This window comes from Chryseobacterium sp. ISL-6 (genome assembly GCF_018613715.1).
Taxonomy (GTDB): Bacteria; Bacteroidota; Bacteroidia; order Flavobacteriales; family Weeksellaceae; genus Chryseobacterium; species Chryseobacterium paludis.
The window spans coordinates 231951-258152 of the sequence record NZ_JAGGPT010000010.1; the positions used below are offsets into that span (position 1 = coordinate 231951).

Genomic DNA, 26202 nt, shown 5'->3' on the forward strand with positions numbered 1-26202 from the left:
GATTAAAAATCAACTATTATTGAAAAATGTAAAAATAAAAAAATCGCTGTAAACATTACGTTTACAGCGATTTGCTAATTTATTTCAATCGATATTAATCGATGATAATTGTTACTTACTTGACTTCTTCGAAGTCTGCATCCTGCACATCTTCACTTCCTGCGTTTCCACCAGGATTTTGAGCACCTGCATCAGCTCCTTGAGCTTGCTGTCCTGCTGCATACATTTCTTCTGAAGCTGCCATCCAAGCTGCATCTAAAGCTTCTGTTTTAGCTTTTGTATCATCAGAATTTTTAGATTCGAATGCTGTTTTCAATTCAGCTGCTGCAGATTCTACAGCTGCTCTTTTATCAGCAGATAATTTATCACCAAACTCTTTCAATTGTTTTTCAGTCTGGAAGATTAATCCGTCTGCTTTATTGAAGATTTCAACTTCTTCTTTTTTCTTAGCATCTGCTGCAGAGTTTTCCTGAGCTTCTTTTTTCATTCTTTCGATTTCTTCATCAGAAAGACCTGAAGATGCCTGAATTTTGATCGTTTGTTCTTTACCAGTTCCTTTATCTTTAGCAGAAACGCTAAGAATACCATTCGCATCAATATCGAAAGTTACTTCAATTTGAGGAACTCCTCTTGGTGCTGGTGGAATGTCTGCCAAGTCGAATCTACCGATCTCTTTGTTATCGTTGAACATAGGTCTTTCCCCTTGTCCTACTCTAATGCTTACTGCTGGTTGATTATCAGAAGCAGTAGAGAATGTTTCAGACTTTTTAGTTGGGATTGTTGTATTCGCTTCAATTAATTTAGTAAATACAGAACCCATTGTTTCAATACCTAAAGAAAGTGGTGTAACATCAAGAAGTAATACATCTTTTACATCTCCTGTTAAAACTCCCCCTTGGATTGCTGCACCGATCGCTACAACCTCATCCGGGTTAACTCCTTTAGATGGTTTTTTACCGAAGAATTTCTCAACTTCTTCCTGGATAATAGGGATTCTTGTAGAACCACCAACCAAGATCACTTCGTCGATTTCAGAAATAGATAAACCTGCATCAGCTAATGCTTTTTTACAAGGCTCCATAGATCTTCTTACCAAGTCAGCAGATAACTGCTCAAATTTAGCTTTTGTTAAAGTCTTCACTAAGTGTTTAGGACCTGTAGCTGTAGCCGTAATATAGGGTAAGTTGATTTCAGTTTGTGGAGAAGAAGATAATTCAATCTTAGCTTTTTCAGCAGCTTCTTTCAATCTTTGTAATGCAATAGCATCAGATTTTAAATCTACTCCTTCTTCAGCTTTAAATTCATCTGCCATCCAATTGATAATAACATCATCAAAGTCATCACCACCTAGGTGTGTATCTCCATTAGTAGATAATACTTCAAATACACCGTCTCCTAAATCAAGGATAGAAACGTCGAAAGTACCACCACCAAGGTCATAAACAGCAATTTTCTGATCTTTGTGATTTTTATCCATACCATACGCTAACGCTGCAGCCGTAGGTTCGTTGATAATTCTTTCTACTTTAAGACCTGCGATTTCTCCAGCTTCTTTAGTAGCTTGTCTTTGTGCATCATTAAAATAAGCAGGTACAGTAATTACTGCTCTTGTTACTTCTTGTCCAAGATAATCTTCAGCAGTCTTCTTCATTTTCTGAAGTGTCATTGCAGAAATTTCCTGTGGTGTATATTCTCTATCGTCAATTTTAACTTTTACAGTGTCATTCGGACCTTTTACAACTTCATAAGGTACTCTTGAAATTTCACTTGCATCATCTTTAAAATGAGTTCCAATAAATCTTTTGATAGAATATACTGTCTTTTTTGGATTCGTTACAGCCTGTCTTTTTGCAGGATCTCCTACTTTTCTTTCACCATCTTCTGTAAATGCTACAATAGAAGGAGTCGTTCTTTTACCTTCTGCATTAGGAATAACAACAGGGTCTTTACCCTCCATTACAGCAACACAAGAGTTGGTCGTTCCTAAGTCAATTCCAATTATTTTACTCATAATATTTTTATTTTTTCTAATTTTTAATTTGATTTACACTCTACATTTCTCAATATTCGTACCATTCAAATTTATATGACAAATTGACATAATAAGTAAAAAGACTTGATTTACCCAAGGTTTCATGAAGCCATCAATTCAAAATATTTCATTATTTTTCAGTGGATTATAAAATAATTCATCTTTGAATCTTTTTATCATTCTTTATGACAAACCTTCATGTTTAATTTACCATTCACTAAAAACTAAGAATGAAGATTTTCATAAACAGATCTGAGAAAAATAAAATAATACATCTTTACATGGTATAAAATATCATATCGAATTAGTCGATGTGTAATTTGTATAGTTAGGGTTAAAGGCAACAAGTAAATTTAACTTGAAAAATCAATAATAAATAGATGACCGAATCTTAAAAAAACATATCTTAGTGAAGAAAGTCAGTATTGTCCTTGCACACTGATTATGGGTAGGTGACTCATACTGGAACAAAATAATTCGATCTCTTATTAGTGAAGGTCATGTAGATGTTCCCATTCAAAATTATTAATCAAAGTTTAATCTTGTTTATCAACATTAAATATGTTTTAATCCTTATTTTTGATAAATTTTTTATATAAATATGTCAATACACTTTAATCCGAGAGATATTACCTGGCTGGCTTTTAACGAAAGGGTTTTACAGGAAGCAATGGACGAGAATGTACCATTGCATTTAAGAATACGTTTTCTGGGAATTTTCTCCAATAATTTAGATGAATTTTTCAGAGTACGTGTTGCCGGATTAAAGCGCGCCATGGATTTTAAAGAAAAGGTAATCGCTGAATCTTTCTATCAGCCACCTTCCAAGATCTTACAGCGAATCAATGAAATTGTAATAAGTCAACAGCAGAATTTCGATAAAACCTGGAAAAAGATCCAGGGTGAAATGGCTGATCATAAGGTTTCGATTAAAAACGCAAGAAACCTAACTGTTTTACAAAAAGAGTTTGTCAGAAAATACTTTGATGAAGTGGTAGAATCCAATGTAATTCCTATCCTTCTTCACGAAAATACATCAATGCCTTACTTAAGAGATAAAAGTCTCTATCTTGGGGTTGCCATGAGAAAAAAAGACTGGCAGTATCAGAGTAATTATGCCATTATAGAAATCCCTTCCCGTTTTGTGGGAAGATTTGTTCTTCTGCCAACAGAAGATCCTGAGGAAAAAAATGTAATGCTTCTAGAAGATGTAATTACCTTTAATTTACCACATATTTTTTCATACTTCGGTTATGATGAATTCGCTGCCAATGCCTTTAAAGTAACAAAAGATGCAGAAATGGATTTGGATAATGATATCAAAACCAACTTCGCTGAAAAAATAGAAAAAGGTCTAAAAAACCGTAGAAAAGGAAAACCTACAAGATTCGTTTTTGATAAAGATATGGATAAGGCATTATTGGAATTGCTTATCCGCAAACTTAACCTGACAAAAAAAGACAGTATCATTCCCGGAGGAAAAATTCATAATTTCAAACATTTCATGGATTTCCCTGATGTTTTTGCAACTTACACAAGACCTTTGGAAAGAACTTCTTTTACACACCAGGCTTTTGAACATGGCGAAAGAGTAACGGATGTTATATTAAAAAAAGATGTACTTCTCAGTTTCCCTTATCATAAATATAATCCAGTTATCGATCTTCTTCGTGAAGCGGCAATGGATCCTGATGTAAAATCAATACAGATCACTGCCTATCGTTTAGCCAGCAGTTCGAAAATAATCAATGCACTTATCTACGCAGCAAGAAATGGCAAAGAAGTAACAGTCATGCTTGAACTTCAGGCAAGGTTTGATGAAGAATCGAATCTTGAATGGAAAGAAATGCTGGAACCTGAAGGCATAAATGTTTTGGTAGGAATTCCTGATAAAAAAGTTCATGCAAAGCTTTGTGTCATTAAAAAGAGGGCTCATAATAAAACCATTCAATATGGCTTTATAAGTACCGGTAATTTTAATGAAAAAACAGCAAGAATTTATGGTGACCATCTCTTGATGACGGCAGACAGAGGCGTTATGGCAGATATCAATAAAGTCTTTAATGTTCTTAAAAAGCCTAAGGAAGATTATATCTCTGTTTTGAAAACGTGCAAAAATCTTGTGGTTTGTCCACAGTTCATGCGTGAAAAGATTGTACATCATATCGACAAGGAAATCGATGAAGCCCGAGCCGGAAGAAAAGCTGAAATTATCATTAAGGCAAATTCAGTAAGTGATCGTGCTTTAATTACAAAACTCTATGATGCTGCATTGGCGGGGGTTACGGTAAAAACAATTGTAAGAGGGATCTACTGCGTTGTTAACCAAAAAGAATTTAAAGAAAAAATAAAGGGTATAAGTATTGTTGATGAATACCTGGAACACGCAAGAGTGATGTACTTTTATAATAAAGGCGTTGAAGATATGTATATTTCTTCCGCAGACTGGATGACAAGAAATCTCGATTACAGGATTGAGGCTGCAGCTAAAATCACAGACAAAGATCTGAAAAAGGAGCTGAAAGACATTCTTGATATACAGCTAAGAGATAATGTAAAAGCTAGAATTTTAGATAAAAGGCTAGGCAACGAATATGTGAGAAATGACAAACAGGAATGTCGTTCTCAAATTGAAACATATAAATATTTAAAAGCTAAAACAAATATCAAATGAAGATTGCAGCGATAGATATAGGAAGTAATGCAGCGAGACTTTTAATTAATGAAGTAAAAATCACCAATAAACACCCCGAATTTATAAAGCTTAATCTTCTGAGAATTCCTCTGAGATTAGGAATGGATGTGTTTACTCATGGAGAAATTGGTAAGGAAAGGGAGAAAATGGTCATTGACTCAATGAGAATTTTCAGTGATTTGATGAAGATCTATAAGGTAGATCATTATAGAGCTTGTGCTACCAGTGCTATGCGTGATGCTAAAAACGGACAGGAAATCATTCAGCAGGTAAAGGAAACTTCTGGAATTAATATTGAAATTATTTCTGGAGATGAGGAAGCTACATTAATTTATGAAAATCATGTTGCAGAAGGTTTAGATAAAGATTTTGCATATTTATATATTGATGTTGGCGGAGGTTCTACAGAGCTTACCTTTTATGAGAATGATAAAATGGTTTATGAAAAATCTTTCAATATCGGAACAATACGTCTTCTGAATAATTTCGTAACTGCCGACAATTGGTATGAAATGAAGCAGGAGGTAAAGAAAAATATTATAAGCAAAAAACCAATCGTTGCAATTGGATCAGGAGGAAACATTAATAAGGTTTTCTCTATGAGCAAAACAAAGGACGGAAAACCCATGACTTTATCGCATTTGAAGAAGGTGCATAAAGAGTTTGATGAATTGAGTGTGGATGAAAGAATGACAAAACATAATTTGAGGGAGGATAGAGCGGACGTTTTAGTTCATGCTTTAAAGATTTTCAATAATGTAATGTTGTGGTCTGATATCAACAGGATCTTTGTTCCAAAAATCTCTGTTGCTGATGGTCTTATTCACAATATTTACAGTCAGTTACATGAGAAAAAATAATTACATTTAATTTGTAAGCATATCGTAAAACCAGTTGTCATTGCAACTGGTTTTTTTATTTTCTTAACTCATTTTCATAAATTTTTATTCTTAGCATAGTTATTTGGTTATACCGTAGAAAACAAATAGACCTCAAGCAAACTTTATTACCACGTTTTTTCCATGCTTTTTTATTAAAATTTACTTAAAATGACAATATGTTTAAAATATTCGCTTTCAATAAAAACTGCTTAAATTATAGGTATACAAGACACTTACCTTTTAGGCACAGCTAAAACAAACGAAAGTGTTTAAAAATATTTTAAGAATTTAATTTTTTTTAAAGTAAATTTAAGTGCCCAATCGTTATAAAAGTATAATCGAAATAACATGAGTTCAAATCCAATCAAAATAATCATCACAGGAGCTACAGGAATGGTAGGAGAAGGTGTTCTAATGGAATGCCTTGAAAACCCTTCTGTTTCAGAAGTTTTAAGTGTCAGTAGAAAACCTTCAGGAAAAAAACATGCTAAATTAAAAGAGTATATTATTTCTGATTTTTTGAGCATCAATTCAAATGATGAAAACCTGAAAGGTTATGATGCCTGTTTTTTCTGCGCTGGGATCAGCAGTATAGGAATGAACGAAGAAGATTACACTAAAATAACTTACGAAACGACCCTTCATTTTGCCAAGGCTGTATTGGATCAAAATCCAGATATGGTTTTTAATTATGTTTCCGGTTCACACACTGATAGTACGGAAAGTGGAAAGACTATGTGGGCAAGAGTAAAAGGGAGAACTGAAAACTCTTTGAAAAAATTAGGTTTCAAAGGATCTTATAATTTCCGTCCAGGCTTTATGAAACCTGTAGATGGGCAAGTGAACGTAAAGTGGTTTTTTAAACCTTTTATCTGGCTCTTTCCTATTCTATTACCTTCGAAATCTTTAACATTGCATGAGGTAGGAAAAGCTATGATCAATGTTGTTAAGAAGGGATATCCGACATCAGTTATAGAAATCAGAGACATTAAAAAACTTGCAATATGAGAGAAATGCTAAAAAGAATAATCCTTGTTATTTTTATATTACTTGTTTTAACTGCAATTTCAGGGTTTTTATATACTCAGAAACATCCATTAGAAAAAGTATCAGCAGAAAAACATTGGATACAAAAAGGAAAGAACCAAAAATAGCTTTAGAATCTGATTAAGTATGAACAAAATTTATATTATTACACATTATTAATCATTTCTTAAGATTCCATTAAAATATTTACAAAGGATAAAGTCCATTTTTGCATTAATCAAAATTTAAAGTAAAAATGACAAATAACTACCTTTTAAGAGGTTTCCTTCCTATCGCTGTTTTATTTCAAGGCAGTATTTTTGGACAATCATTGATCCATTATTGGAATTTCAATAACAATACTTCAGAAACTTCCATTACCGCTCCCACTTCTTCTTTAATAAATGGTTCTTCCCTCGTTGCCATTGCAGGTGGAACAAGTATTATTGATTTTGCGAGTGGAACCGGACAAAATTTCAATGTCGATAATTTAAATACCCGAAATAATGATCCTGCCGGAACCCATTTAAGATTTAATAATCCAATTGGTGGTGGACTTCAATTTTCTTTACCAACAACAGGATACAATAACGTGGTTGTAAAATTTACAACGAGAAGATCAGGTTCAGGAGCAGGGGCACAATCCTGGTTCTATTCACTTGACGGGACTACTTTTACACCCTATCAAACAGTGAATCCACAAGATGGAAATCCACAGCTGATTAGTTTTGATTTTTCAAGTATCGCTGGAGTTGCCAATAATCCAAATTTCAAATTAAAAGTTGAATTTTCAACAGGAGCGGGAGGAAATGTAGGTAACAACCGTTTTGATAACTTCACTGTTGATGCAACGGCTGCAGGTGGTGCAGACACTACTCCACCCTCTGTAGCATATCTTCCGGCAAACGATACCAATAATGCTTCCACAACTGTTAACCCAAGTATCTCTTTTAATGAAAATATAAGATTGATCGATAATTCTACAGTCAACGATATTAATGCACAAAATCTTGTTGAATTCCGTCTGGGAAGTGCTTCAGGAACACAAGTTCCTTTTACAACAACGTTCAGTAATAATAAGATCACGGTGATCCCAACTGCAGGTTTACTTCCAAATCAGACTTATTATTTAGCATTAAAACCTAATACTGTTGAAGACTTAAGTGATAATGCAGTGACTACATCCACTTCAACCGTTTTCACCACTGCAGGTACAAGTATTTCTTTAGATAAAAACTTTGTAAAAGTCAATGAGAATGCGGGTAGCTTAAGCTTTAAGATCAACATCAACAATCCTTCAAATTCTACTGTAAATCTTGTGGTAAAACCAGCTCCTTTCAGTACAGCGGGAAGCAATGATTTTACATTAAGCAATCAGACCATCAATATCACACCGTCAACAACCAGTTATACGGTGAATATTCCAATTATTGATGATACACTGGAAGAGCAACAGGCTGAATACTTTGTCGTAAGTCTTGAGAACCCTGTAGGGGCAACCATAACGGGAGATAATTCGGCAACAATATATATTGTAGACAATGACAAAGCTGCTCCGGTTCCTTCTAATCAGATTCAGCTGAACTATATCGGAAGTTTTGATCCTTCAGGTAATAACAATAGTTCTACAGAAATTGTTGTTCATGATCCTGCCACGCAGAGATTATTTACGATCAGTTCCTTAACAGATGTTTTTGATATCATTGATTTTACTAATCCAATCACACCAGTAGTTATTAAAACAGTAAATATGGCTCCTTACGGAGGAATTACAAGTATCGCTGTAAAAAATGGGATTTTAGCTGTTTCCTCTCCTAATGCTAATCCACAACAAAACGGTTCTGTAATTTTCTTTGATATCAATGGAAACTTCCTTAAGCAGGTAACCGTAGGTGCCTTGCCTGATATGATCACGTTCACTCCGGATGGTACAAAAGTAATCACAGCAAATGAAGGAGAACCTAATGATGCTTATACTGTAGATCCGGAAGGTTCTATAAGTATTATTGATATTTCTGGCGGAGTTAATAATGTTACCCAAACGAATGTTACTACGCTTAATTTCACCAATTTTAATTCTCAAGAAGCTGCTCTTATAGCAACAGGTCTTAGAAAAGTAAAATCTACGAGTACACTAGCTCAGGATTTAGAGCCTGAATATGTTACTGTAAGCTCAGACAGTCAAAAAGCATGGGTTACTCTTCAGGAGAATAATGCTATCGCTGAGATAAATCTTGCGACAAAAACCATAACAAGCATTTGGGGTCTGGGTAAAAAAGATATGAGCTTACCTGGCAACGGATTCGATGCTTCAGATAATAATGGTGAAGTATTAATTGCCAACTGGCCGGTAAAAACGTTCTATACTCCGGATGCAGTACAAAACTACAAAGTGGGTGGTACCAATTACATTGTAACGGCTAATGAAGGTGATGAAAAAGACCTTTCTGGGTTTAGTGAAAGAACTACAGTAGGAGCTAATGGCTATGCTTTGGATGCGGCAGTTTTCCCTAATTCATCTGTATTAAAAGCTTCCCATAACTTAGGTAGATTCAGAGTAACATCGGTAAATGGAAATACAGACGGAGATGCTGAATATGAGGAAATCAATGCAATGGGAGCTCGTTCATTCTCTATCTTTAATGCCGACACAAAACAGATTGCCTATGATAGTGGTGACCGATTTGAAAGGTATATTGCTGCCAATCATCCATTAATTTTCAATGCTGATAATGAAGCAAACGGTGCTAAAAACAGGAGCCGCGCAAAGGGTCCTGAACCCGAGGGCGTCGCTTTAGGAACTATCAACGGGCAGACTTTTGCTTTCATCACTTTGGAAAGAACAGGAGGTGTCATGGTTTACAATATTACGGATCCTAATAACGTAACATTTACTGACTACAAGAACTCTCGTTCTACATCCGCTTATGGAGGTGATAATGGTCCGGAAGGCATTATTTATATAGCTCCTCAAAATACAACAACAGGAAAAGGATATGTAGTGATCGCCAATGAGATCAGTGGTACCCTATCAATGTATGAAGTGGCACAGTCGCCGACATTAGGAACAGGGGAAATAAAGGCTGAAAAAGCAACTTTCAATATTTTCCCTAATCCAGTTGCAAAAGGAAATACTTTGTATTTTAACAGAGCCCAGGATTATGAATTGTATGATATGTCAGGAAAGCTAATTGGAAAAGAAAAAAATGCTTTAACAATTGATACTTCCAGACTTTCTACAGGAGTATATCTGGTTAAAACTTCAGATGGTACAATTAAGAGATTAATTGTAAAGTAGAATATATTATTTAGTTGAGCAAAGAGCTTCGGACAATGTCTGAAGCTCTTTTGTTATAGGCTTAAATTATTTAATGCATATCATCGTAAATACGAACGAGATCAACAACATTTTTAACCTTTAGTTTATCAAAAATTTTCTTTTTGTAGGTACTGATCGTAGACATTTTAAGATCCAGAATATTAGCTATTTCTATATTTCCGTTTCCTTCTGCTAAAAGTTTAAATATCTGAAACTCTCTTTTAGAAAGCTTTTCTACAGTACGACTATCTTTGGAGTGGTTTAAAAGCTTATTCACCATTTTTGAAGGATAATAATACCCTTCTTCAAATATAGCGGTAATCCCTCTCAGTATTTCAGATTCTGAAGCCCCTTTATTAAGGAACCCTTCTGCTCCTTCTTCAATATACTGAATACCTACACTTTCATCATAGATGGAAAATATCATGATTTTAAGATCATCCTTTTTCTTTTTAAGCTCTTTTACCATTGCCTTATAAATGCTATCAGGCATATCAGTATCAAGGATTACCAGATCATATTTTTTTTTAGAAACTTTTTCTTTGGTTTCTGTATAATTTTCGGCAAAATCTATTACACAGGGATATTGAAGTTTTGATTCTAAAAGCAGCGCAGTACCCGTTCTCACAATATAATGGTCATCCGCAATGAGTATTTTTTTCATAGTTCTAAGTTTTTGATCATAACTTCCAAAAGGAATTTTTCTTATTCTTTTGGAAAGCATTTCCTCTTCCGATTTTTAGCACGAAATGCAATACAACATGTAGGCCGATACTATCTTTTTTCAAAGAAATTTCTTTATAATAAGGTTTTACATATAATTTTTACTACCATCTATTTGTTTCGAAGAAACCTATATCCTGAATTGTCAATTTTAATGACTCCCAGTTGTCTCGCATTTATAATCCTAGTAACGATCAATTTTGGTTTAGTCTCAATTAATATACAATCGTAGTCATGGAAATTGCATTTATATTCACAAGCCATATTAAGCCATAATTATTTCCTGTAATACTTTTTTGTCTCTTATATATCGTTTCATTGGTTGATTGAGACCAAATTGAAAAGTACTGCACATCAAAATAGGAAAATAAAAAGCATAGCCGGAGTAAGAAAAGCCTCATATAGTGTTGTAAATAAATTTTTTACAAAAGTAACATTAATAAAACTCACAAAAACATAGAATTATTTCTATATGAATTTAATATTAATTCTAATTATTAATCACATATTCTTGAGTAAAGATCACAAAAAAAAGACAGGTTCTAAAAACCTGTCTTTAAACATATTATATTATTATAATTGAATAAATTAATAAAATTGGAAATTGAATATAAATATTTAAATATATAGATATATGGACTTCATTTTTAACCCTTTGAAGAATCATCTTTTGGAGCTTCATTTCCCAAAGTCATATCATCAAAATTCTTCTTTTCTTTCTTCTCAATGATCTTAACAATCTCCTTTTGAACCTCTTCCGGTTTTCCTTTTAGATAATCCGGTAAATTTAATCCCGCCATATTAAATAAATCATTCAATGGGGGAACTGATTTCATCATTCCTGAAACAAAGTTAGCTGTGGAAGTATTTCCATCTTTATCATTTCCGCTATCCCATACTGTAATCTTATCGATCTTAATATTCTTAACAGCTTCCACCTGGGTTTTAACCAATTCAGGAAGTTTTTCAATTAACAATAACTGGAATGCACTGTTCGTATCACCACCAGCTGCCTGTATTATTTTGTCGTAACCTTCAGCTTGCTTTGTCAGAATCTCGTAGAGACCTTTTGCTTCAGCTTCCATTTTAGCAAAAATAGCGTCTGCCTCACCTTTTGCCTGAACTCTTATTTTCTCAGCTTCTGCCTGTGCATCAATGATTGCCTTTTGCTTTGCAATTTCTGCATGAACGACAATATTCGCCTGTTGGGTAGAACGTTCTCTTTCAGCCCTGGCTGTTTCGGCTTTCTGTTCGGCAAGATAAGATTCCTCCAATGATCTTGCGGCCTGAACTTTCTCGGCTGCAGTAGCAATTCTCAGCGCTTCAGCTTCTTTTTCTCTTCTTTCGGCATCAGAGTTTGCAATGGTAATTTTTGCTTCGTTTTCTCCTTTTACAGCGATAGAGTTGGCTAAGGAAGTTGCAATACGTGCTTCTTTTGCTGCTTCTGCCTTTCCGATTGCTTCATCCTTTCCTGCTGCTGCAATACTTACTTCTCTGTCTTTTTGGGTGATGGCAATTTTCACATCACGATCTCTCTGCGTTTCGGCAATCTGAGTGTCTTTTTCACGATCAGCAATCGCTTTTCCTGTTTCTCCGATTTTAGTCTGCTCTGCAACACTAATAATCGCCTCATTGATCGCTTTAGCAGCAGCTTCTTTACCTAAAGCTTCAATATATCCGGATTCATCCCTGATATCCGTAACGTTTACGTTGATTAATTTTAAACCAATCTTCTTTAATTCGGTATCAACGTTTTTCGAAATATTATCTAAGAATTTATCTCTGTCTGAGTTAATTTCTTCAATGGTCATTGTTGCAATAACCAAACGTAACTGACCGAACAGTATATCTTTAGAAAGCTCCTGAATTTGCTCCGGGGAAAGACCTAATAAACGTTCTGCTGCATTTCCCATGGAATCAGGTTCCGTAGAAATAGCAATCGTAAAACGACATGGCACATCCACCCTGATGTTCTGACGTGAAAGTGCATTGGTAAGATTAGCTTCAATAGAAATTGGCTTCAGATCCAAATAAGCAAAATCCTGAATTACCGGCCAAACAAAAGCACCTCCGCCATGAATACATTTTGCAGAACTTCCACCTGTTTTACCATAAATTACTAAGATTTTATCTGAAGGACATCTTTTGTATCGCGAAATAAGTGCTAGGAATGTAACGAATAGCACAACGACTATTACAACTGTGAGAATAAGAGTTCCGGGAATTTCCATATATAGTTTGTAAAATATTGATAATTAATTAGACTTTCGAAACGACAAGAATTTTATCGTAGATATATATCACCCTTACCGAATGACTTGAAGGGATACTTTCCTCTGCTTCTGTCATAGCCTGAAGTTCATGATTGGCTCCATTTACAGAAATCAAAATCTTTCCTTTGCCACTCATATTGGCTGGAATAGTAAGATAGACCTCACCGGTTTTTCCAATAAGATTTTCCATCTTAAAAGTATTGTCTTCTGTTAATTTTAAAATTTGAAGAATAAGAATAAAAAATATAAATAAAAACCCTGTTCCAATAAGGATCGCTACCACAAATAACAATGCCTTACTACCTATTGAATTGTAGAATGCTACACCACCCCATCCGAATCCCAGGAGAAAATTAATTAAATTTCTGAAAGAGAATAACTGAAAAGGGGTATCACCATGACCAGCATCACCTGTAAAATCTGTATGAAGACCATCAGAATGACCACCTATAAAAGTAAGGATCGTTTGAAATAAAAATATTAAACTGGCAGCCAAAGCAATATACCAAAAGCCTTGATTAAGAGGTTCTAAATTTTCTAAAAATCCAAACATAAGTATGTGCTTTTCACAAATATAACAAAAACTACCTTATAATTCCGAAAAGGAGAGCAATAAAAAAAGACAGGCTTAAAAAACCTGTCTCTTAATATCTATAAACTTTCTTTTACTCTACGCTTATTACCTTTTCGATTTCCGGAGCGTGTTGTTTAATTGTATTTTCAACGCCCAGCTTCAGGGTTGAAAAGTTCAAAGAACACCCGGAACAGTTTCCTAAAAGTTTTACATAAACTGAGCTATCTTTCACATCAATAAGCTCAATATCCCCGCCGTCTTTATTTAAAAACGGACGAATACTTTCTAAAGCCTCCATTACTCTTGTTACAGTATCTTCGTGTGCTACGTTTGTTTCCATATTTTTCAGTTCAATTCGGTTTTTTCAAAAATTAATTTGAAATATTATTTTTTTGCCTTTGGTGAGCATCCGGCCATTGTTGTAATTTTTACAGCTTCAGTAGGTGGAAGACTTTTATTTCTTTCAACAAGACTCTCTACCATTTTACGTGCTGTGTCAGTATAAATCTCTGCAATTTTAGAGTTTTCCTGTAATGCTGCTGGTCTTCCAACATCACCTGCCTCCCTGATGCTTTGGATCAACGGAATCTCTCCCAGTACCGGAATTCCCAAATCATCAGCTAAATATTGTGCTCCCTGGTTTCCAAAGATGTAATATTTATTATCAGGTAATTCTTCTGGTGTAAAATACGCCATATTTTCGATTAATCCAAGAACCGGAATATTTATGCTTTCCATCTGGAACATGGCAATCCCTTTTCTTACATCTGCCAGAGCAACATGTTGAGGTGTGCTTACAATTACGGCACCCGTTACAGGTACTTCCTGAATAATTGACAAGTGGATATCACCAGTTCCCGGAGGTAAATCAATTAATAAAAAGTCCAGTTCACCCCAATCAGCATCTCTTATCATTTGATTTAATGCCTTAGAAGCCATAGGACCTCTCCAGACTACTGCCTGATTAGCTCCGGAAAAATAACCTATTGAAAGCATTTTCACTCCATAGTTTTCTACAGGCTTCATTAGATTCTTTCCATTAACCTCCACAGAAATAGGCTTCTGCCCTTCAGTATCAAACATCGTAGGAACAGATGGTCCATAAATATCAGCATCTAATAAACCTACTTTAAAGCCCATTTTAGCTAAAGTAACGGCCATATTTGCGGCAACGGTAGATTTACCAACTCCTCCTTTTCCTGAGGCAATCGCAATAATATTTTGAATTCCTGAAATTTGTTTTCCTTTGATCTGGCTTTGTTGAATTTCGCTAGGTTCAGGAGAAACAATTTTAAGCTTTAAATGAATCTCTTCTCCAAACTCACTTGCAAAAGCCTGCTTCATGGCAGCTTCTAATTTTTTCTTTTCATGCATTGCCGGTGAATGAGCTGTCATATCTATATAAACATCATTCCCTACAATCTGAATATTATTTACTAAATCATCTACTTCTATTTCTTTAAGGAAATCTTGAACCTTTTCTTTCGTCAACATAAAATTGCTATAAATTGTTTACAAATTTACGTAATTTTTCTATAATTTAGAATGAATAAAATCTATAACTCAAGGTGATAAATCGCATCACAAAAAATACCTAATTAATTTTTTTAAAGACCCACCTAAAAAAAACAATCCCTAAATCACAGAAAAACGGACACAAAAATAACTTCATATCCTTCCAAAACTGCCTCTCATCAAGATACTTTTAAAGTTGGAAAAACAAGATTCAAATGGTATAATCTGGCAGAGAATATTGAAAATATATCTACTCAGGATATTATGAATGCCAAAGCATGTATAGAAAATTCTGATGAAAAATTTCAGAATATAAATGATTTAGGGTTTATTATTCTTCATAGATGTGGTGAAAACTACCTCCTCTTAGTTTGCACCTGGAGAAATGAAAACGAATTATGGGAAAGTGTGTATTATGATGGCTCAGGAAAGTTTGAAATCTGGGAAAGAAAAAGCAATCATATACCTACTTATTGTGTCTGGGAAATGGGAATTGTATATCATGAGTCACAGGCATGGAAAAAACTCTTAGGGACAGATAGAGAAGAAAACAGCAAACAGCAATATTTAGATCATCTGTTTGAAGGTGAGGTTTAAATTAGTATGCTGATTTAATTTACTCTGTTCTTTTCATCAAACTTTATATTACGATCTGTTCCCTTTATTTTTTTGTTTCCAAAATTATAAGTTAATGAAAGATTAAGTCTTCTTCCATCATAGTAGTTATCATAAAAATGGGTTGAGTTGGTATAATATATCTCACCATTGCTTTTTGCTTGCCTGAAAATGTCTGAAACTACCAGGTTCATTTGAAGATTCTTATCCATCAGATTGAGTTTAATTCCTGAGGTAAAGTTTCCTACAAAATAAGAGTAGGTATTTCCAAAACTAGAAGGCAAACGTAACCAGTAGTTTAGGATTAGCTGTATGGTTTTAGCTTTATTCAATGATAGGTTATTCTGGAAATCCATTGTATAAGCATTTCCCTTTGAAGATGCTGCGTCTGTTGCAAAAACATGTGTTTTCATATAGGATACATCTGCCGAATAATTAACCTCCCATAATTTTAAAAAAGTATCTGAATAACTCAATGTTATTCCTGCACTGTTTTGATTGTAATAGTTATCAAAAGTACTTATTCTGCTTTCTCCCTCCAGATTTACCAATTGGCCAAATGCACCTAAAATTCTTTGAAAATAGGCAGTAGCTGATAATTTTCCTTTATAAATGTAAGACAATTCAAAATTATGGTTGATCGAAGGCTTCAGTACAGGATTCCCTGTAAAATATGAGTTTACATTAATGTACCAGCGATAGGGATTAATTGCTCTAAACCCAGGTCTGTTGATCCTCTTTGAATAATTAATGCTAAAGGTATTATTCTCATTGCTTTTATAGGTAGCATAGGCGGTCGGAAATAATTGACCATAAGAATTGCTGGTTGTCTGACTGGAATTTACAGAATTCCCATTTACAGTAGAATATTCATATCGAAGACCTGCTTTCGCTGTCCACTTTTCATTAAATTCTTTTTCCATGCTCAAATAAGCTGCATAATTTTTCTCGTTATATTCAAAGATATTGCTTTTGCCAGGATCTGTAATATAGTTTCCATTGATCAGGTTTTGATAGGCTACATCAGAATTATTGTCGAAATTGGTAAACTTCACCCCGCTCTCTATTTTTGCAAACTTATAAGGCAATGAGAGATCTGCTTGTCCAGAATAGATTTTATAATCCACAGTAGAGGGTGTTCTCACTACGGAATTGCTTCCTGAGTTCTCAGTAGTTGTAAAATTGATATTACTTTCTGGAATATTAGAAAAGTAATTACCTGTAATGCTCAACTTATTATCTTGTTTTCCAAATTTAAGGTCATAATAGGCACTTATTGTCTGTTGGTTACTTTTTGAGCGGTGTTTTGCATAGGTTAATAATGTATTCGTATAGTTTCCATTTTGGAAATAATCTGAGGTATTATAAATATCCATATTCGAATGACCATAACCAATATCATAAATAAATCCGGTATTTGATTTCGTATTAATTTGGTAATCTACACTAAGATTGGCACCTATCCCATCACTAAAGTCTCTTCTCTTATCTGAACTTACCAATCCATCCTCTCCAATAATTTTATAATTTTCATATGATCTTTTCTCATTATCATATTGCCTTAATTTAAGTGAAGAACGCAGTCTTTCATTTTGATAATTAATCGTGGCTGCATTAGAAACACCTTTATAAGTTGTCTGGACTAAACTGGTAGTTAAACTTCCGTTCCATCCAAGTTTTTGATTTTTCTTTAGAACAATATTAATCAAGCCACTATTTCCCTGCGCTTCATATTTTGCCGGAGGCGCTGTAATTATTTCTATCTTTTCAATATTTTCTGATCTTAAACTTTTTAAATAATTGATAAGCTCACTTCCGGAAAGATTTAAGATTCTTTCATTGATCATTACTGCTAATCCGCTTTTTCCTGCCATAGAAATACCTGAATTCTCATCCACTTTGATCAACGGTGTATTTCCAAGAGCTTCTATCCCATCCATTCCCTGTGAAGCTACAGAGGCAGATATATTATAAATCAACCGATCTGCTTTTCTTTCAATAAGCTTTTTTCTGGCAGTAAGACTAACTTTCTCAATCTGCTTCTCCTGTCTTTTCTCAATTGTAAAATCCCTTCTTGTATCCATGGTTACAACAATACTGGTAGTCAAAACCTCAGCTCCATCCTGAATAAGTTTAATATTATAATCTCCGTTTTCAGGTAATTTTAATGTATAATTTCCGTTTTCATCTGAAATAGCTGTTTGTCTGTACTTATCTTTAACAGCAATAACTTCAATATATGATGCTTCATTTCTATCCTGATGGATTTTCCCTGTTATAGTTTGAGATATCGCAAAAATTGGAAATAATATCAATCCTGAAACTAAAAATATTTTCATTGTTATCGTTTCTATTAGGACAAGTCTTATCTTCCCTTTATTACATTTTAGTTCGTGTATTTTTCAATATATTCGCTAGCATAAAATTATTTTATGAGAAAAAGTTTCATTATTCTTTCTTTATTTATTGCTCAGATTATTTATTCCCAGAATTATTCTCAACATGTTAATCCATTTATAGGAACCGGAGGTCATGGTCATACCTTTCCCGGAGCTATTGTTCCTTTTGGAATGGTACAGCTTTCACCTGACACAAGAGTAGATGGCAGTTGGGATGGATGTAGTGGTTATCATTATTCTGATTCAGTAATCTATGGTTTTTCTCATACCCATCTTAATGGTACCGGAGTTTCAGATTATGGTGATATTATGCTGATGCCTACTATGGGAAATCCAAGTCTTAATAACAAAGACTATTCTTCAAAATTCTCTCATAAAAATGAAAAAGCTACGGCAGGATTTTATGCCGTAAAACTGGATAAAAATAATATTGATGTCCGTTTAACCACTACTAAAAGAGTCGGATATCACGAATATATCTTTAATAATGTTGGAAATGCCAACATTATCTTAGACCTAAATCATAGGGATAAACTTCTTGAAGGTGAAGTAAGAGTCATTGATGACAAAACCATTGAAGTTTTCAGAAGGAGTGAAGCCTGGGCTACCAATCAATATATATATGCCAGAATTGAGTTTTCAAAACCGATGAAAATTTCAAAAATAGAAACGAATGGAAAGCAGGAAAATAATCTTTATACAGGAACAAAGTTAGCTTTGGCATTTTCAACAGCTGTTAAAAAAGGAGAAAAGATCTATGTAAAAGTATCCCTTTCCCCGACGGGTTATGAAGGTGCTGCAAAAAACATGTTGGCTGAGGGAAAATCCAATGACTTTGAGACGATAAAGGAACAGGCAAAAAGGGATTGGGATAAGGAACTTTCGAAAATTGAAGTGAAGTCGGAAGATAAAAACAAACTAAGTATTTTCTATACTGCAATGTATCATGTTTTTACGCAGCCAAACATCAATATGGATGTTGATGGAAAATACAGAGGGCGGGATAATAAATTTTATACAACTAAAAACTTTGATTACTACTCTGTCTTTTCACTTTGGGATACCTTCAGAGGAGCACATCCTTTAATGACCTTAATTGATAGAAAAAGAACTTCTGATTTCATTAATACTTTTATCAGACAATATGAACAGGGTGGAAAACTTCCTGTCTGGGAACTGGCTTCCAATGAAACTGAATGTATGATCGGATATCATTCTGTTTCTGTAATTGCAGATGCGATGGCGAAGGGAATTACCGGTTTTAATTATGAAAAAGCATTCGAAGCGTCTAAAAATTCGGCTATGCTGGATATTTTTGGATTAAATGCCTACAAACAAAATAACTACACCAGCATTGACGATGAACATGAAAGTGTTTCTAAAACATTGGAATATGCTTATGATGACTGGTGTATTGCTCAAATGGCAAAAAATTTAAATAAAAAAGAAGACTATCAATATTTCATGAAACGTTCTCAGAATTGGAAGAATCTTTACAATCCGAAAAACGGCTTTATGCAGGCCCGAAAAAACGGAAACTGGTATGAGCCTTTTGAGCCTAGAGAAGTTAATAACAATTATACAGAAGGAAATTCATGGCATTACTCTTATTTTGTTCCACAGGATATTCCGGGGTTAATTCAGGCTCATGGTGGGAAGGAAAAGTTTGAACAGTTTATTGATGCTATTTTCGCTGCACCTAATACGACAACTGGAAGAGAACAGGTGGACATTACCGGACTTATAGGACAGTATGCACAGGGCAATGAACCAAGCCATCATATCGCTTATCTGTATAACTTTGTTGACAAGCCGCAAAAAACAGAAGAAAAGATCAAATATATCCTTGATAATTTCTATAAAAATACTCCAGATGGATTGATTGGAAATGAAGACTGCGGGCAAATGAGTGCATGGTATATCTTAAGTTCCATAGGTATTTATTCCGTGACTCCAGGGAAACCGGAATGGGAAACTGTAACTCCTTATTTTGATGAAATTAAAATTCATCTGGAAGATGGAACCACAAAAACCATTACCAAGAATACAAGCAAAGAGGAGCTGAAAAGACTGGGATTCGAAAATATAAAACCTGTAAAAGATTTTAAATACACGGAACAAACGGCATCACCTGTTATCACAGCAGATAGGCTTTTTGAATTTTCTACTAAAGTGGAAATTACCCCATTGAATGAAAAGGATAAGGTATACTATATGACGATGGATGAAAATGATAAGAATGTAAGAAAAACTTTTACGACCTATAAAGGTCCATTTACCATTAACAAAACCACTCAAGTTTCTGCCTATACCGAAAGGGATGGTGAAAAAAGTTCTATCACCTCAGCGAATTACAATAGAAGGCCTAACCATTGGGATATTATCGTAAACTCGACTGTAAATCCTCAATATACAGCAGGTGGGAAACTTGCCCTTATCGATGGTATTAATGGTGTTGAAAACTGGAGAAAAGGTGAATGGCAAGGCTATCAGGGACAGACTTTTGAAGCCATCCTTGATTTTAAATCTCCACAAAAGATCAAAAATTTATCTTCGACCTATCTTCAGGATAGCAGAGCCTGGATCTTAATGCCTAAAAAGGTTGAGTATTATGCTTCTATGAATGGTAAAGATTTTATTCTCCTTAAAACCATTGATAATACTATTGATCCTAAAGATGAAAAAGTTCAGGTCAAAGATTTTACAGCAGATATTTTACCCACTGAAGCCCGTTATATAAAAGTAAAAGCCCATCATTTTGGAAAACTTCCGGAATGGCATCAGGGCGCGGGTGGTGACTCTTATCTATTTGTGGATGAAATTTCTATAAAATAATTCTTCCACATTTTAATTAAATAAAACCCGCCTTCAAATCAAAGGCGGGTTTTTATGTCATTTTGAGCACAGGAGAAATCTCCTAATGTGTTGTATTATGTTTAGTAGTTACTATAGAGATTCTTCATTGTCTTTACGCTTTATTCTGAGGCCGAAGCTCAGATAGAATCAATGGCTATAACTATATTCTTTCTGACCATTGAAGTTCTTCCGGCAGTTCCTTATCCGAGAACTCAATATGAATTACTCTTCTTTTTTTAGAATTGGTTGTTCTGTTTGAGCCGTGAAGAAGCAAAGGTTTCATAATCATTATACCACCTTTTTTCACTTTACAATTCTCTTCAGTCTCTATTCCCCAATTTATTGTTTCTGGTCTGTAAATTCCTTTGGCGTGGGATTTCGGAACAACTTTTAAAGCACCATTATGCTCATCTGTATCGTCCAAATGAATTCTTATGGTATATATATTTTCAAGTATATCCAAGGGTGGCTGAACAGCAAACTGATTTTACTTAGTCGTCCAGGGTCCAAAGTTAGGTAAATTGAGTTTTTTATCCACTGAAATAGTCAGATCCTGATGATAAGCCACATACCAATTGGATTTCTCCGGTTTATCAAAATAAATACTTTTTACTGCAAAATATTTATCTCCGAAAACTTCTTTTATTATGTCTTTAAGCCGATCCGTGAAAACAAGTTTTGTAACTTCAGGAATTTCTTTTAAGAACTGTCTTATAGCAAACAGGTCTTTAGATTTTCTGAACGTATTTTTTGACGTATCCGTATCCTGAATAACATTAACTATACCTTCAATTTCTTTATCAGAAAAAATGTTATTGATAACAGCAAAGCCATTTTCTACAACCTCACTCTTAGAAGCCTTCAAATCATATCCTCTCATTAAAGCCTACGCTTATTACGACTCTACGCCGGGATTTTCCAGCTGCCCTTCCCATTTTGATACTGCAGATGTCGCCAAAGCATTTCCTAAAACATTAGTCATACTTCTTCCCATATCACAGAAGTGATCGATAGGTAAAATCAAGGCAATTCCTTCCGGTGGAATTCCGAACATAGAACAGGTAGCTACAATAATGACCAACGAAGCCCTAGGTACCCCGGCAATTCCTTTTGATGTAAGCATAAGAACCAAAAGCATTGTGATCTGTTGTCCCAATGTCATTTCTATCCCATAAATCTGAGCAATAAAGATCGAAGCAAATGTCATATACATCATACTTCCATCAAGATTGAATGAATATCCTAGAGGTAAAATAAAAGATACCACTCTGCTGTTGCATCCAAATCTTTCCAACTCTTCAACTAATTTTGGGAATACAGCTTCGGAACTTGTAGTAGAAAAAGCGATTAGTAAAGGTGCTTTAATTCTTCTCAGTAATTCAAAAAGACGGTTTCCTAAAATAAGGTAACCAGCCAATAAAAGAACCAGCCAAAGAACTGCTAGTGCAAAGAAAAAGTCTCTCAGGTAGACTGCATATACTTTAAATATCTCAAAGCCATTCATAGCGACTACTGCAGCAATTGCGCCGAGTACTCCAAACGGAGCAAACCACATGATGTACCCTACCATTTTAAGAATAGCATGAGCAACAATATCAAATAACTTAATAACCGGCTGTGCATACTCTTCACCCAAGTTAGCTAATGCAACCCCAAACATAATTGAAAATACAACGATCTGAAGAACCTCATTGGTTGCAAAAGCTTCAAATATACTTTTTGGAATAACATGTTTTACAAAATCCTCAAGAGAAAATCCTTTACTGCTTTTCAAGAGTTCTTCGGCTGAAGCCGCATCCTGAATAGGCAGCTTGGTCACATGTCCGGGTTCTAGCCAGTTTACAAGTATCAATCCAATAAAAAGAGACATCAGAGATGCGGAAATAAACCATAGCATAGCCTTTGTTCCTACTCTTCCGATCATTTTGATATCGCTCATTTTAGCAATACCAACCACTAGCGTTGTAAATACCAACGGAGCAATAATCATCTGAACAAGTCTGATAAAAATAGTTCCTAATAATTTGATATTTTTAGAAAAAGGTTCTGCACTCTCCGGGTACTGCACATGAATAACCCCTCCAATTCCTACACCCAAGATAAGTGCAATAATAATTGCTATAAACAGCTTATTTTGTCCTTTCATATAAATAGTTCAACTTTCGCAAATATAATAGTTTTTAAATTGTTCAGTACTACTTATTAAATTGGAACATAGGCAAAATTAAAACGCTGATTTTAAAAACATTGTAAAAAAATTAAGAAACATTTAGCTAATTTTTAATCATTTGGTATAAATTTTATTATTACATTTATAGTATCAATACATTACATTTAAATATACAACTATGAAAAAAACAATCGCAATGGCTGCCCTTGCTCTGGCAGTATCTTTCGGAGCTATTTCTTGTAAAAAGAAAGTTTCTGATGCAGATCTTCAGACACAAGCTACAACAATTGTAACGTCGAACCCTAGCGCTTCTGTTGAAGTAAAAGAAGGTGTAGCACACTTAAGCGGAACGTTCCCGGATCAGGCTTCTAAAGATGCTATGATCAAACAACTTAAAGCAGTAAATGGAGTAAAAGATGTTATGGATATGTCTACTATTGCTCCTGAAGCTACTGCTGCTCCTATAGCAACAACTTCAGCTGTAGATCCGGCTGTTCAGAAAAAAGTTCAGGATGCTGTTAAAGATTTCCCTTCTGTAAAAGTAGAAGTGGTAAATGGTGAATTAACACTTACAGGAAATGTTTCTAAAGAGCAAGCTAGAAAAATCAAGCAGTCTGTAGATGCTTTAAAGGCTGGAAAAGTAAACTATAATTACACTGTAAAATAATTAAAATGAGTACATTACAAGATAAATATTCAGGGGTTATTTCAGCAGCTCAGTCTGCAGGAATTTCAAATCTTCAGGTTCAGGAACAGGATGGAATTTTATATATTTCAGGAGCAGCTTCTAATACAGCAGCAAAAGATGCAGTATGGAATGCTTTAGGAACTATTGATTCTACTTATTCTGCTTCAGACATCAATGTTGACGTACAGGTTGCAGGTCTTGCTTCTGGAGCAGCACTTACAGTTGCTACTGAGGATTCAAACCTTAACATCAGACAGGAGCCTTCTACTGAAGCTGCTGTTGTAGGAAAAGCATCAAAAGGTTCTTCGGTAACTTTAATTGAACAAACTTCTGATGATTGGTGGAAAGTAAAAACTGCTGATGGACAGGAAGGATATGCTTATTCAAGATACTTGAAAGCTTAATTCATTATAATAAATACTGAATCCCTGAAATTTATTTCGGGGATTTTTTTTGTTTACAAATCTAAAATAGCCTGTGTAACTCTGATCATTTCTTGTGATTTAACAGTGATAAAGCAATATTTATCATGGTCAAAGCGTTTTTATTTTTAAATTAGCGACAAATTTTATTTATGAAAATCCATATTTCCATTTTATTTATTTTCTTTTTCATCCTTGGAAACGCACAAAATACCAACCAAAAGGACAATTTTGTAAAAGACAATTTTACAAAACAGGAATTTTATATCCCTATGCGTGATGGTATTAAGCTTTTCACAGCAGTATATACCCCAAAAGATATCACAAACAAAAATAAATATCCATTCTTAATGCAGAGAACCTGCTATAGTATTGCTCCTTATGGAGAGAATGAATACAAGGCCAAAGTGGGTCCTAATCAATATCTGATGCAGGACAAATATATCTTTGTATATCAGGATGTGCGTGGAAGATACATGAGTGAAGGTACTTTTACCAATATGACCCCTCAGGTAGAAAGAAAAACTAAAAAAGATGTAGATGAAAGTACAGATACCTATGATACTATAGAATGGTTATTGAAAAATGTAAAAAATAATAATGGAAAGGTAGGACAATTCGGAACTTCTTATCCTGGTTTTTATACGGCTGTAGGAATTCTGGCTGATCACCCTGCCTTGGTAGCTTCATCTCCTCAGGCACCAATTTCAGATTTCTGGAATGATGATTTCCTTCACAACGGAAGATTTATGCTGGGTTATTTCAGAACATTCCCGGTTTTTGGAGTTCAGAAGACCAAAGCTGAAAAGCAGGCCTGGTACATGGATACTTTTATCAAGCCTACTTCTGAAGACGGTTTAAAATTCTACAGAGATATGGGAACTTTAAAAGACGGTTACGATAAGTATTACAAAGACAACTTCTTTATGACCGAAATAATGAATCATCCTAACTATGATGAATACTGGCAGAAAAGAAGCCTACTTCCTCATCTTAAAAATGTAAACCATGCTGTAATGACCGTTGGTGGATGGTTTGATGCGGAAGACTTATCCGGACCGCTTAACATTTACAAAACGATTGAAAAAACAAGCCCAAAAGCAAAAAATACTATTGTGATGGGACCTTTCTCTCATGGTGGATGGTCTCAGGAAATGGGTAAACACTTCCACAATGAGATCTATTTTGGAGACAGTATTGCAACCTATTATCAGAAAAATATTGAAACCAAGTTTTTTAATCATTATCTAAAAGGAAATACAAAACAGGATGCAGGTCTTCCAGAAGCAATGATGTATGATACCGGAGCAAAGCAATGGAAAGAGTTTGCAACCTATCCTCCAAAAGAGGCTAAAAAGATTAATTTTTATCTTACTAACGGAACTCTGAAAAATGTTTCAGATCAAGGATTTTCAGAATATTACAGTGATCCAAATAACCCGGTATTAAGTTCTTCAAGTCTGAAAGATTTTAATGGCTTTACTCCCAGAAATTATATGTCGGAAGATCAAAGGTTTGCAGAAGGAAGACCAGATGTTATTACCTTTACAACAGATGCTTTATCAGAAGATATGACATTTGCCGGTGAAATTATGGCTAAATTAAACATTGCATCCACTTCTACAGATGCTGACTTTGCTGTAAAAGTAATTGATATATACCCGGAAGATTTTAAGCCAACAGAGAAGAAAGATGGTGTTATTTACGGTAATTATCATCAAATGGTAAGAAGTGAGATTATGCCTGCAAGGTTTAGAAATTCAAGAGAAAAAGCAGAGGCTTTGGTACCAAATCAGAAAACAGCCGTTAACTTTAGGTTACAGGATGTTGTTCATACCTTTAAAAAAGGACATAAGATCCAGATCCAGATCAGCAGCACTTGGTTCCCGCTCTTTTCTGTAAATCCACAGAAATTTATGGATAATCCGAATATGGCGACTAAGGAAGATTATACAAAGGCTTTTATTAAAATTTACAATGACAGCGCTATTGAAGCTGAGGTTATAAAATAAAT

Annotated in this window: 17 protein-coding genes and 1 pseudogene; 9 read left to right on the plus strand and 9 right to left on the minus strand. The window is 34.5% G+C overall.

Translation table 11 applies throughout. From position 1 onward, the window contains the following. Positions 1 to 115: 115 nt before the first annotated feature. On the minus strand, positions 116 to 2011 hold the full coding sequence (gene dnaK / locus J7E44_RS19065) for a molecular chaperone DnaK (protein WP_214832558.1): 1896 nt from the start codon (positions 2009 to 2011) through the stop codon (positions 116 to 118). 622 nt (positions 2012 to 2633) lie between these two features. On the opposite strand from dnaK, the gene ppk1 reads away from it, so the two are divergent. The 4 genes from ppk1 (at position 2634) to J7E44_RS19085 (ending at position 9932) form a co-directional block, all read left to right on the plus strand. Next, a complete protein-coding gene (gene ppk1, locus J7E44_RS19070) occupies positions 2634 to 4706 on the plus strand; it encodes a polyphosphate kinase 1 (protein WP_214832560.1) in 2073 nt (690 codons plus the stop codon). Continuing rightward, positions 4703 to 5587, plus strand: a complete 885-nt coding sequence (locus tag J7E44_RS19075) for a Ppx/GppA phosphatase family protein (RefSeq protein WP_214832562.1) — start codon at positions 4703 to 4705, stop codon at positions 5585 to 5587. Before ppk1 ends, J7E44_RS19075 begins: the two co-directional genes overlap by 4 nt. A gap of 369 nt (positions 5588 to 5956) precedes the next feature. Beyond that, on the plus strand, positions 5957 to 6616 hold the full coding sequence (locus J7E44_RS19080) for an NAD-dependent epimerase/dehydratase family protein (RefSeq protein ID WP_214832563.1): 660 nt from the start codon (positions 5957 to 5959) through the stop codon (positions 6614 to 6616). Between the two features lie 274 nt (positions 6617 to 6890). Then, positions 6891 to 9932 (plus strand): choice-of-anchor I family protein, encoded by a 3042-nt coding sequence (locus J7E44_RS19085; RefSeq protein WP_214832565.1) that lies wholly within the window; start codon positions 6891 to 6893, stop codon positions 9930 to 9932. A gap of 70 nt (positions 9933 to 10002) precedes the next feature. On the opposite strand, the gene J7E44_RS19090 is transcribed toward J7E44_RS19085, so the two are convergent. The 5 genes from J7E44_RS19090 to J7E44_RS19110 form a co-directional block, all read right to left on the minus strand. Then, positions 10003 to 10617, minus strand: a complete 615-nt coding sequence (locus J7E44_RS19090; RefSeq protein ID WP_214832567.1) for a response regulator transcription factor — start codon at positions 10615 to 10617, stop codon at positions 10003 to 10005. Positions 10618 to 11323: 706 nt separating this feature from the next. After that, positions 11324 to 12907 (minus strand): flotillin family protein, encoded by a 1584-nt coding sequence (locus J7E44_RS19095; RefSeq protein WP_214832569.1) that lies wholly within the window; start codon positions 12905 to 12907, stop codon positions 11324 to 11326. A gap of 28 nt (positions 12908 to 12935) precedes the next feature. Continuing rightward, positions 12936 to 13502 carry an NfeD family protein gene (locus J7E44_RS19100; protein ID WP_214832571.1) on the minus strand — a complete coding sequence of 189 codons (567 nt, stop codon included), beginning with the start codon at positions 13500 to 13502 and terminating at the stop codon, positions 12936 to 12938. Positions 13503 to 13614: 112 nt separating this feature from the next. After that, positions 13615 to 13863 carry a NifU family protein gene (locus tag J7E44_RS19105; protein WP_214832573.1) on the minus strand — a complete coding sequence of 83 codons (249 nt, stop codon included), beginning with the start codon at positions 13861 to 13863 and terminating at the stop codon, positions 13615 to 13617. Between the two features lie 44 nt (positions 13864 to 13907). Next, positions 13908 to 15017 carry an Mrp/NBP35 family ATP-binding protein gene (locus J7E44_RS19110; protein WP_214832575.1) on the minus strand — a complete coding sequence of 370 codons (1110 nt, stop codon included), beginning with the start codon at positions 15015 to 15017 and terminating at the stop codon, positions 13908 to 13910. Positions 15018 to 15302: 285 nt separating this feature from the next. On the opposite strand from J7E44_RS19110, the gene J7E44_RS19115 reads away from it, so the two are divergent. Beyond that, on the plus strand, positions 15303 to 15635 hold the full coding sequence (locus tag J7E44_RS19115; protein ID WP_251040626.1) for a hypothetical protein: 333 nt from the start codon (positions 15303 to 15305) through the stop codon (positions 15633 to 15635). Between the two features lie 14 nt (positions 15636 to 15649). Here the strand turns inward: J7E44_RS19115 and J7E44_RS19120 are convergent, their stop codons facing one another. Beyond that, a complete protein-coding gene (locus J7E44_RS19120; RefSeq protein WP_214832577.1) occupies positions 15650 to 17992 on the minus strand; it encodes an outer membrane beta-barrel family protein in 2343 nt (780 codons plus the stop codon). A 93-nt stretch (positions 17993 to 18085) separates the two neighbouring features. On the opposite strand from J7E44_RS19120, the gene J7E44_RS19125 reads away from it, so the two are divergent. Continuing rightward, positions 18086 to 20887: a GH92 family glycosyl hydrolase gene (locus tag J7E44_RS19125; RefSeq protein WP_214832579.1), complete on the plus strand. Its 2802-nt coding sequence runs from the start codon at positions 18086 to 18088 to the stop codon at positions 20885 to 20887. A 181-nt stretch (positions 20888 to 21068) separates the two neighbouring features. Here the strand turns inward: J7E44_RS19125 and J7E44_RS24425 are convergent. After that, positions 21069 to 21788: pseudogene (locus tag J7E44_RS24425) on the minus strand (phytanoyl-CoA dioxygenase family protein). Positions 21789 to 21803: 15 nt separating this feature from the next. Further along, entirely contained in the window at positions 21804 to 23054 is a 1251-nt protein-coding gene (locus tag J7E44_RS19135; RefSeq protein WP_214832581.1) for a dicarboxylate/amino acid:cation symporter, read from the minus strand. Positions 23055 to 23256: 202 nt separating this feature from the next. Between J7E44_RS19135 and J7E44_RS19140 the strand changes: the two genes are divergently transcribed. From J7E44_RS19140 to J7E44_RS19150, 3 genes are all read left to right on the plus strand, one after another. After that, a complete protein-coding gene (locus tag J7E44_RS19140; protein ID WP_214832582.1) occupies positions 23257 to 23745 on the plus strand; it encodes a BON domain-containing protein in 489 nt (162 codons plus the stop codon). A gap of 5 nt (positions 23746 to 23750) precedes the next feature. After that, on the plus strand, positions 23751 to 24170 hold the full coding sequence (locus J7E44_RS19145) for an SH3 domain-containing protein (protein WP_214832584.1): 420 nt from the start codon (positions 23751 to 23753) through the stop codon (positions 24168 to 24170). Between the two features lie 170 nt (positions 24171 to 24340). Further along, positions 24341 to 26200: a CocE/NonD family hydrolase gene (locus J7E44_RS19150; protein ID WP_214832586.1), complete on the plus strand. Its 1860-nt coding sequence runs from the start codon at positions 24341 to 24343 to the stop codon at positions 26198 to 26200. Positions 26201 to 26202: the final 2 nt, after the last annotated feature.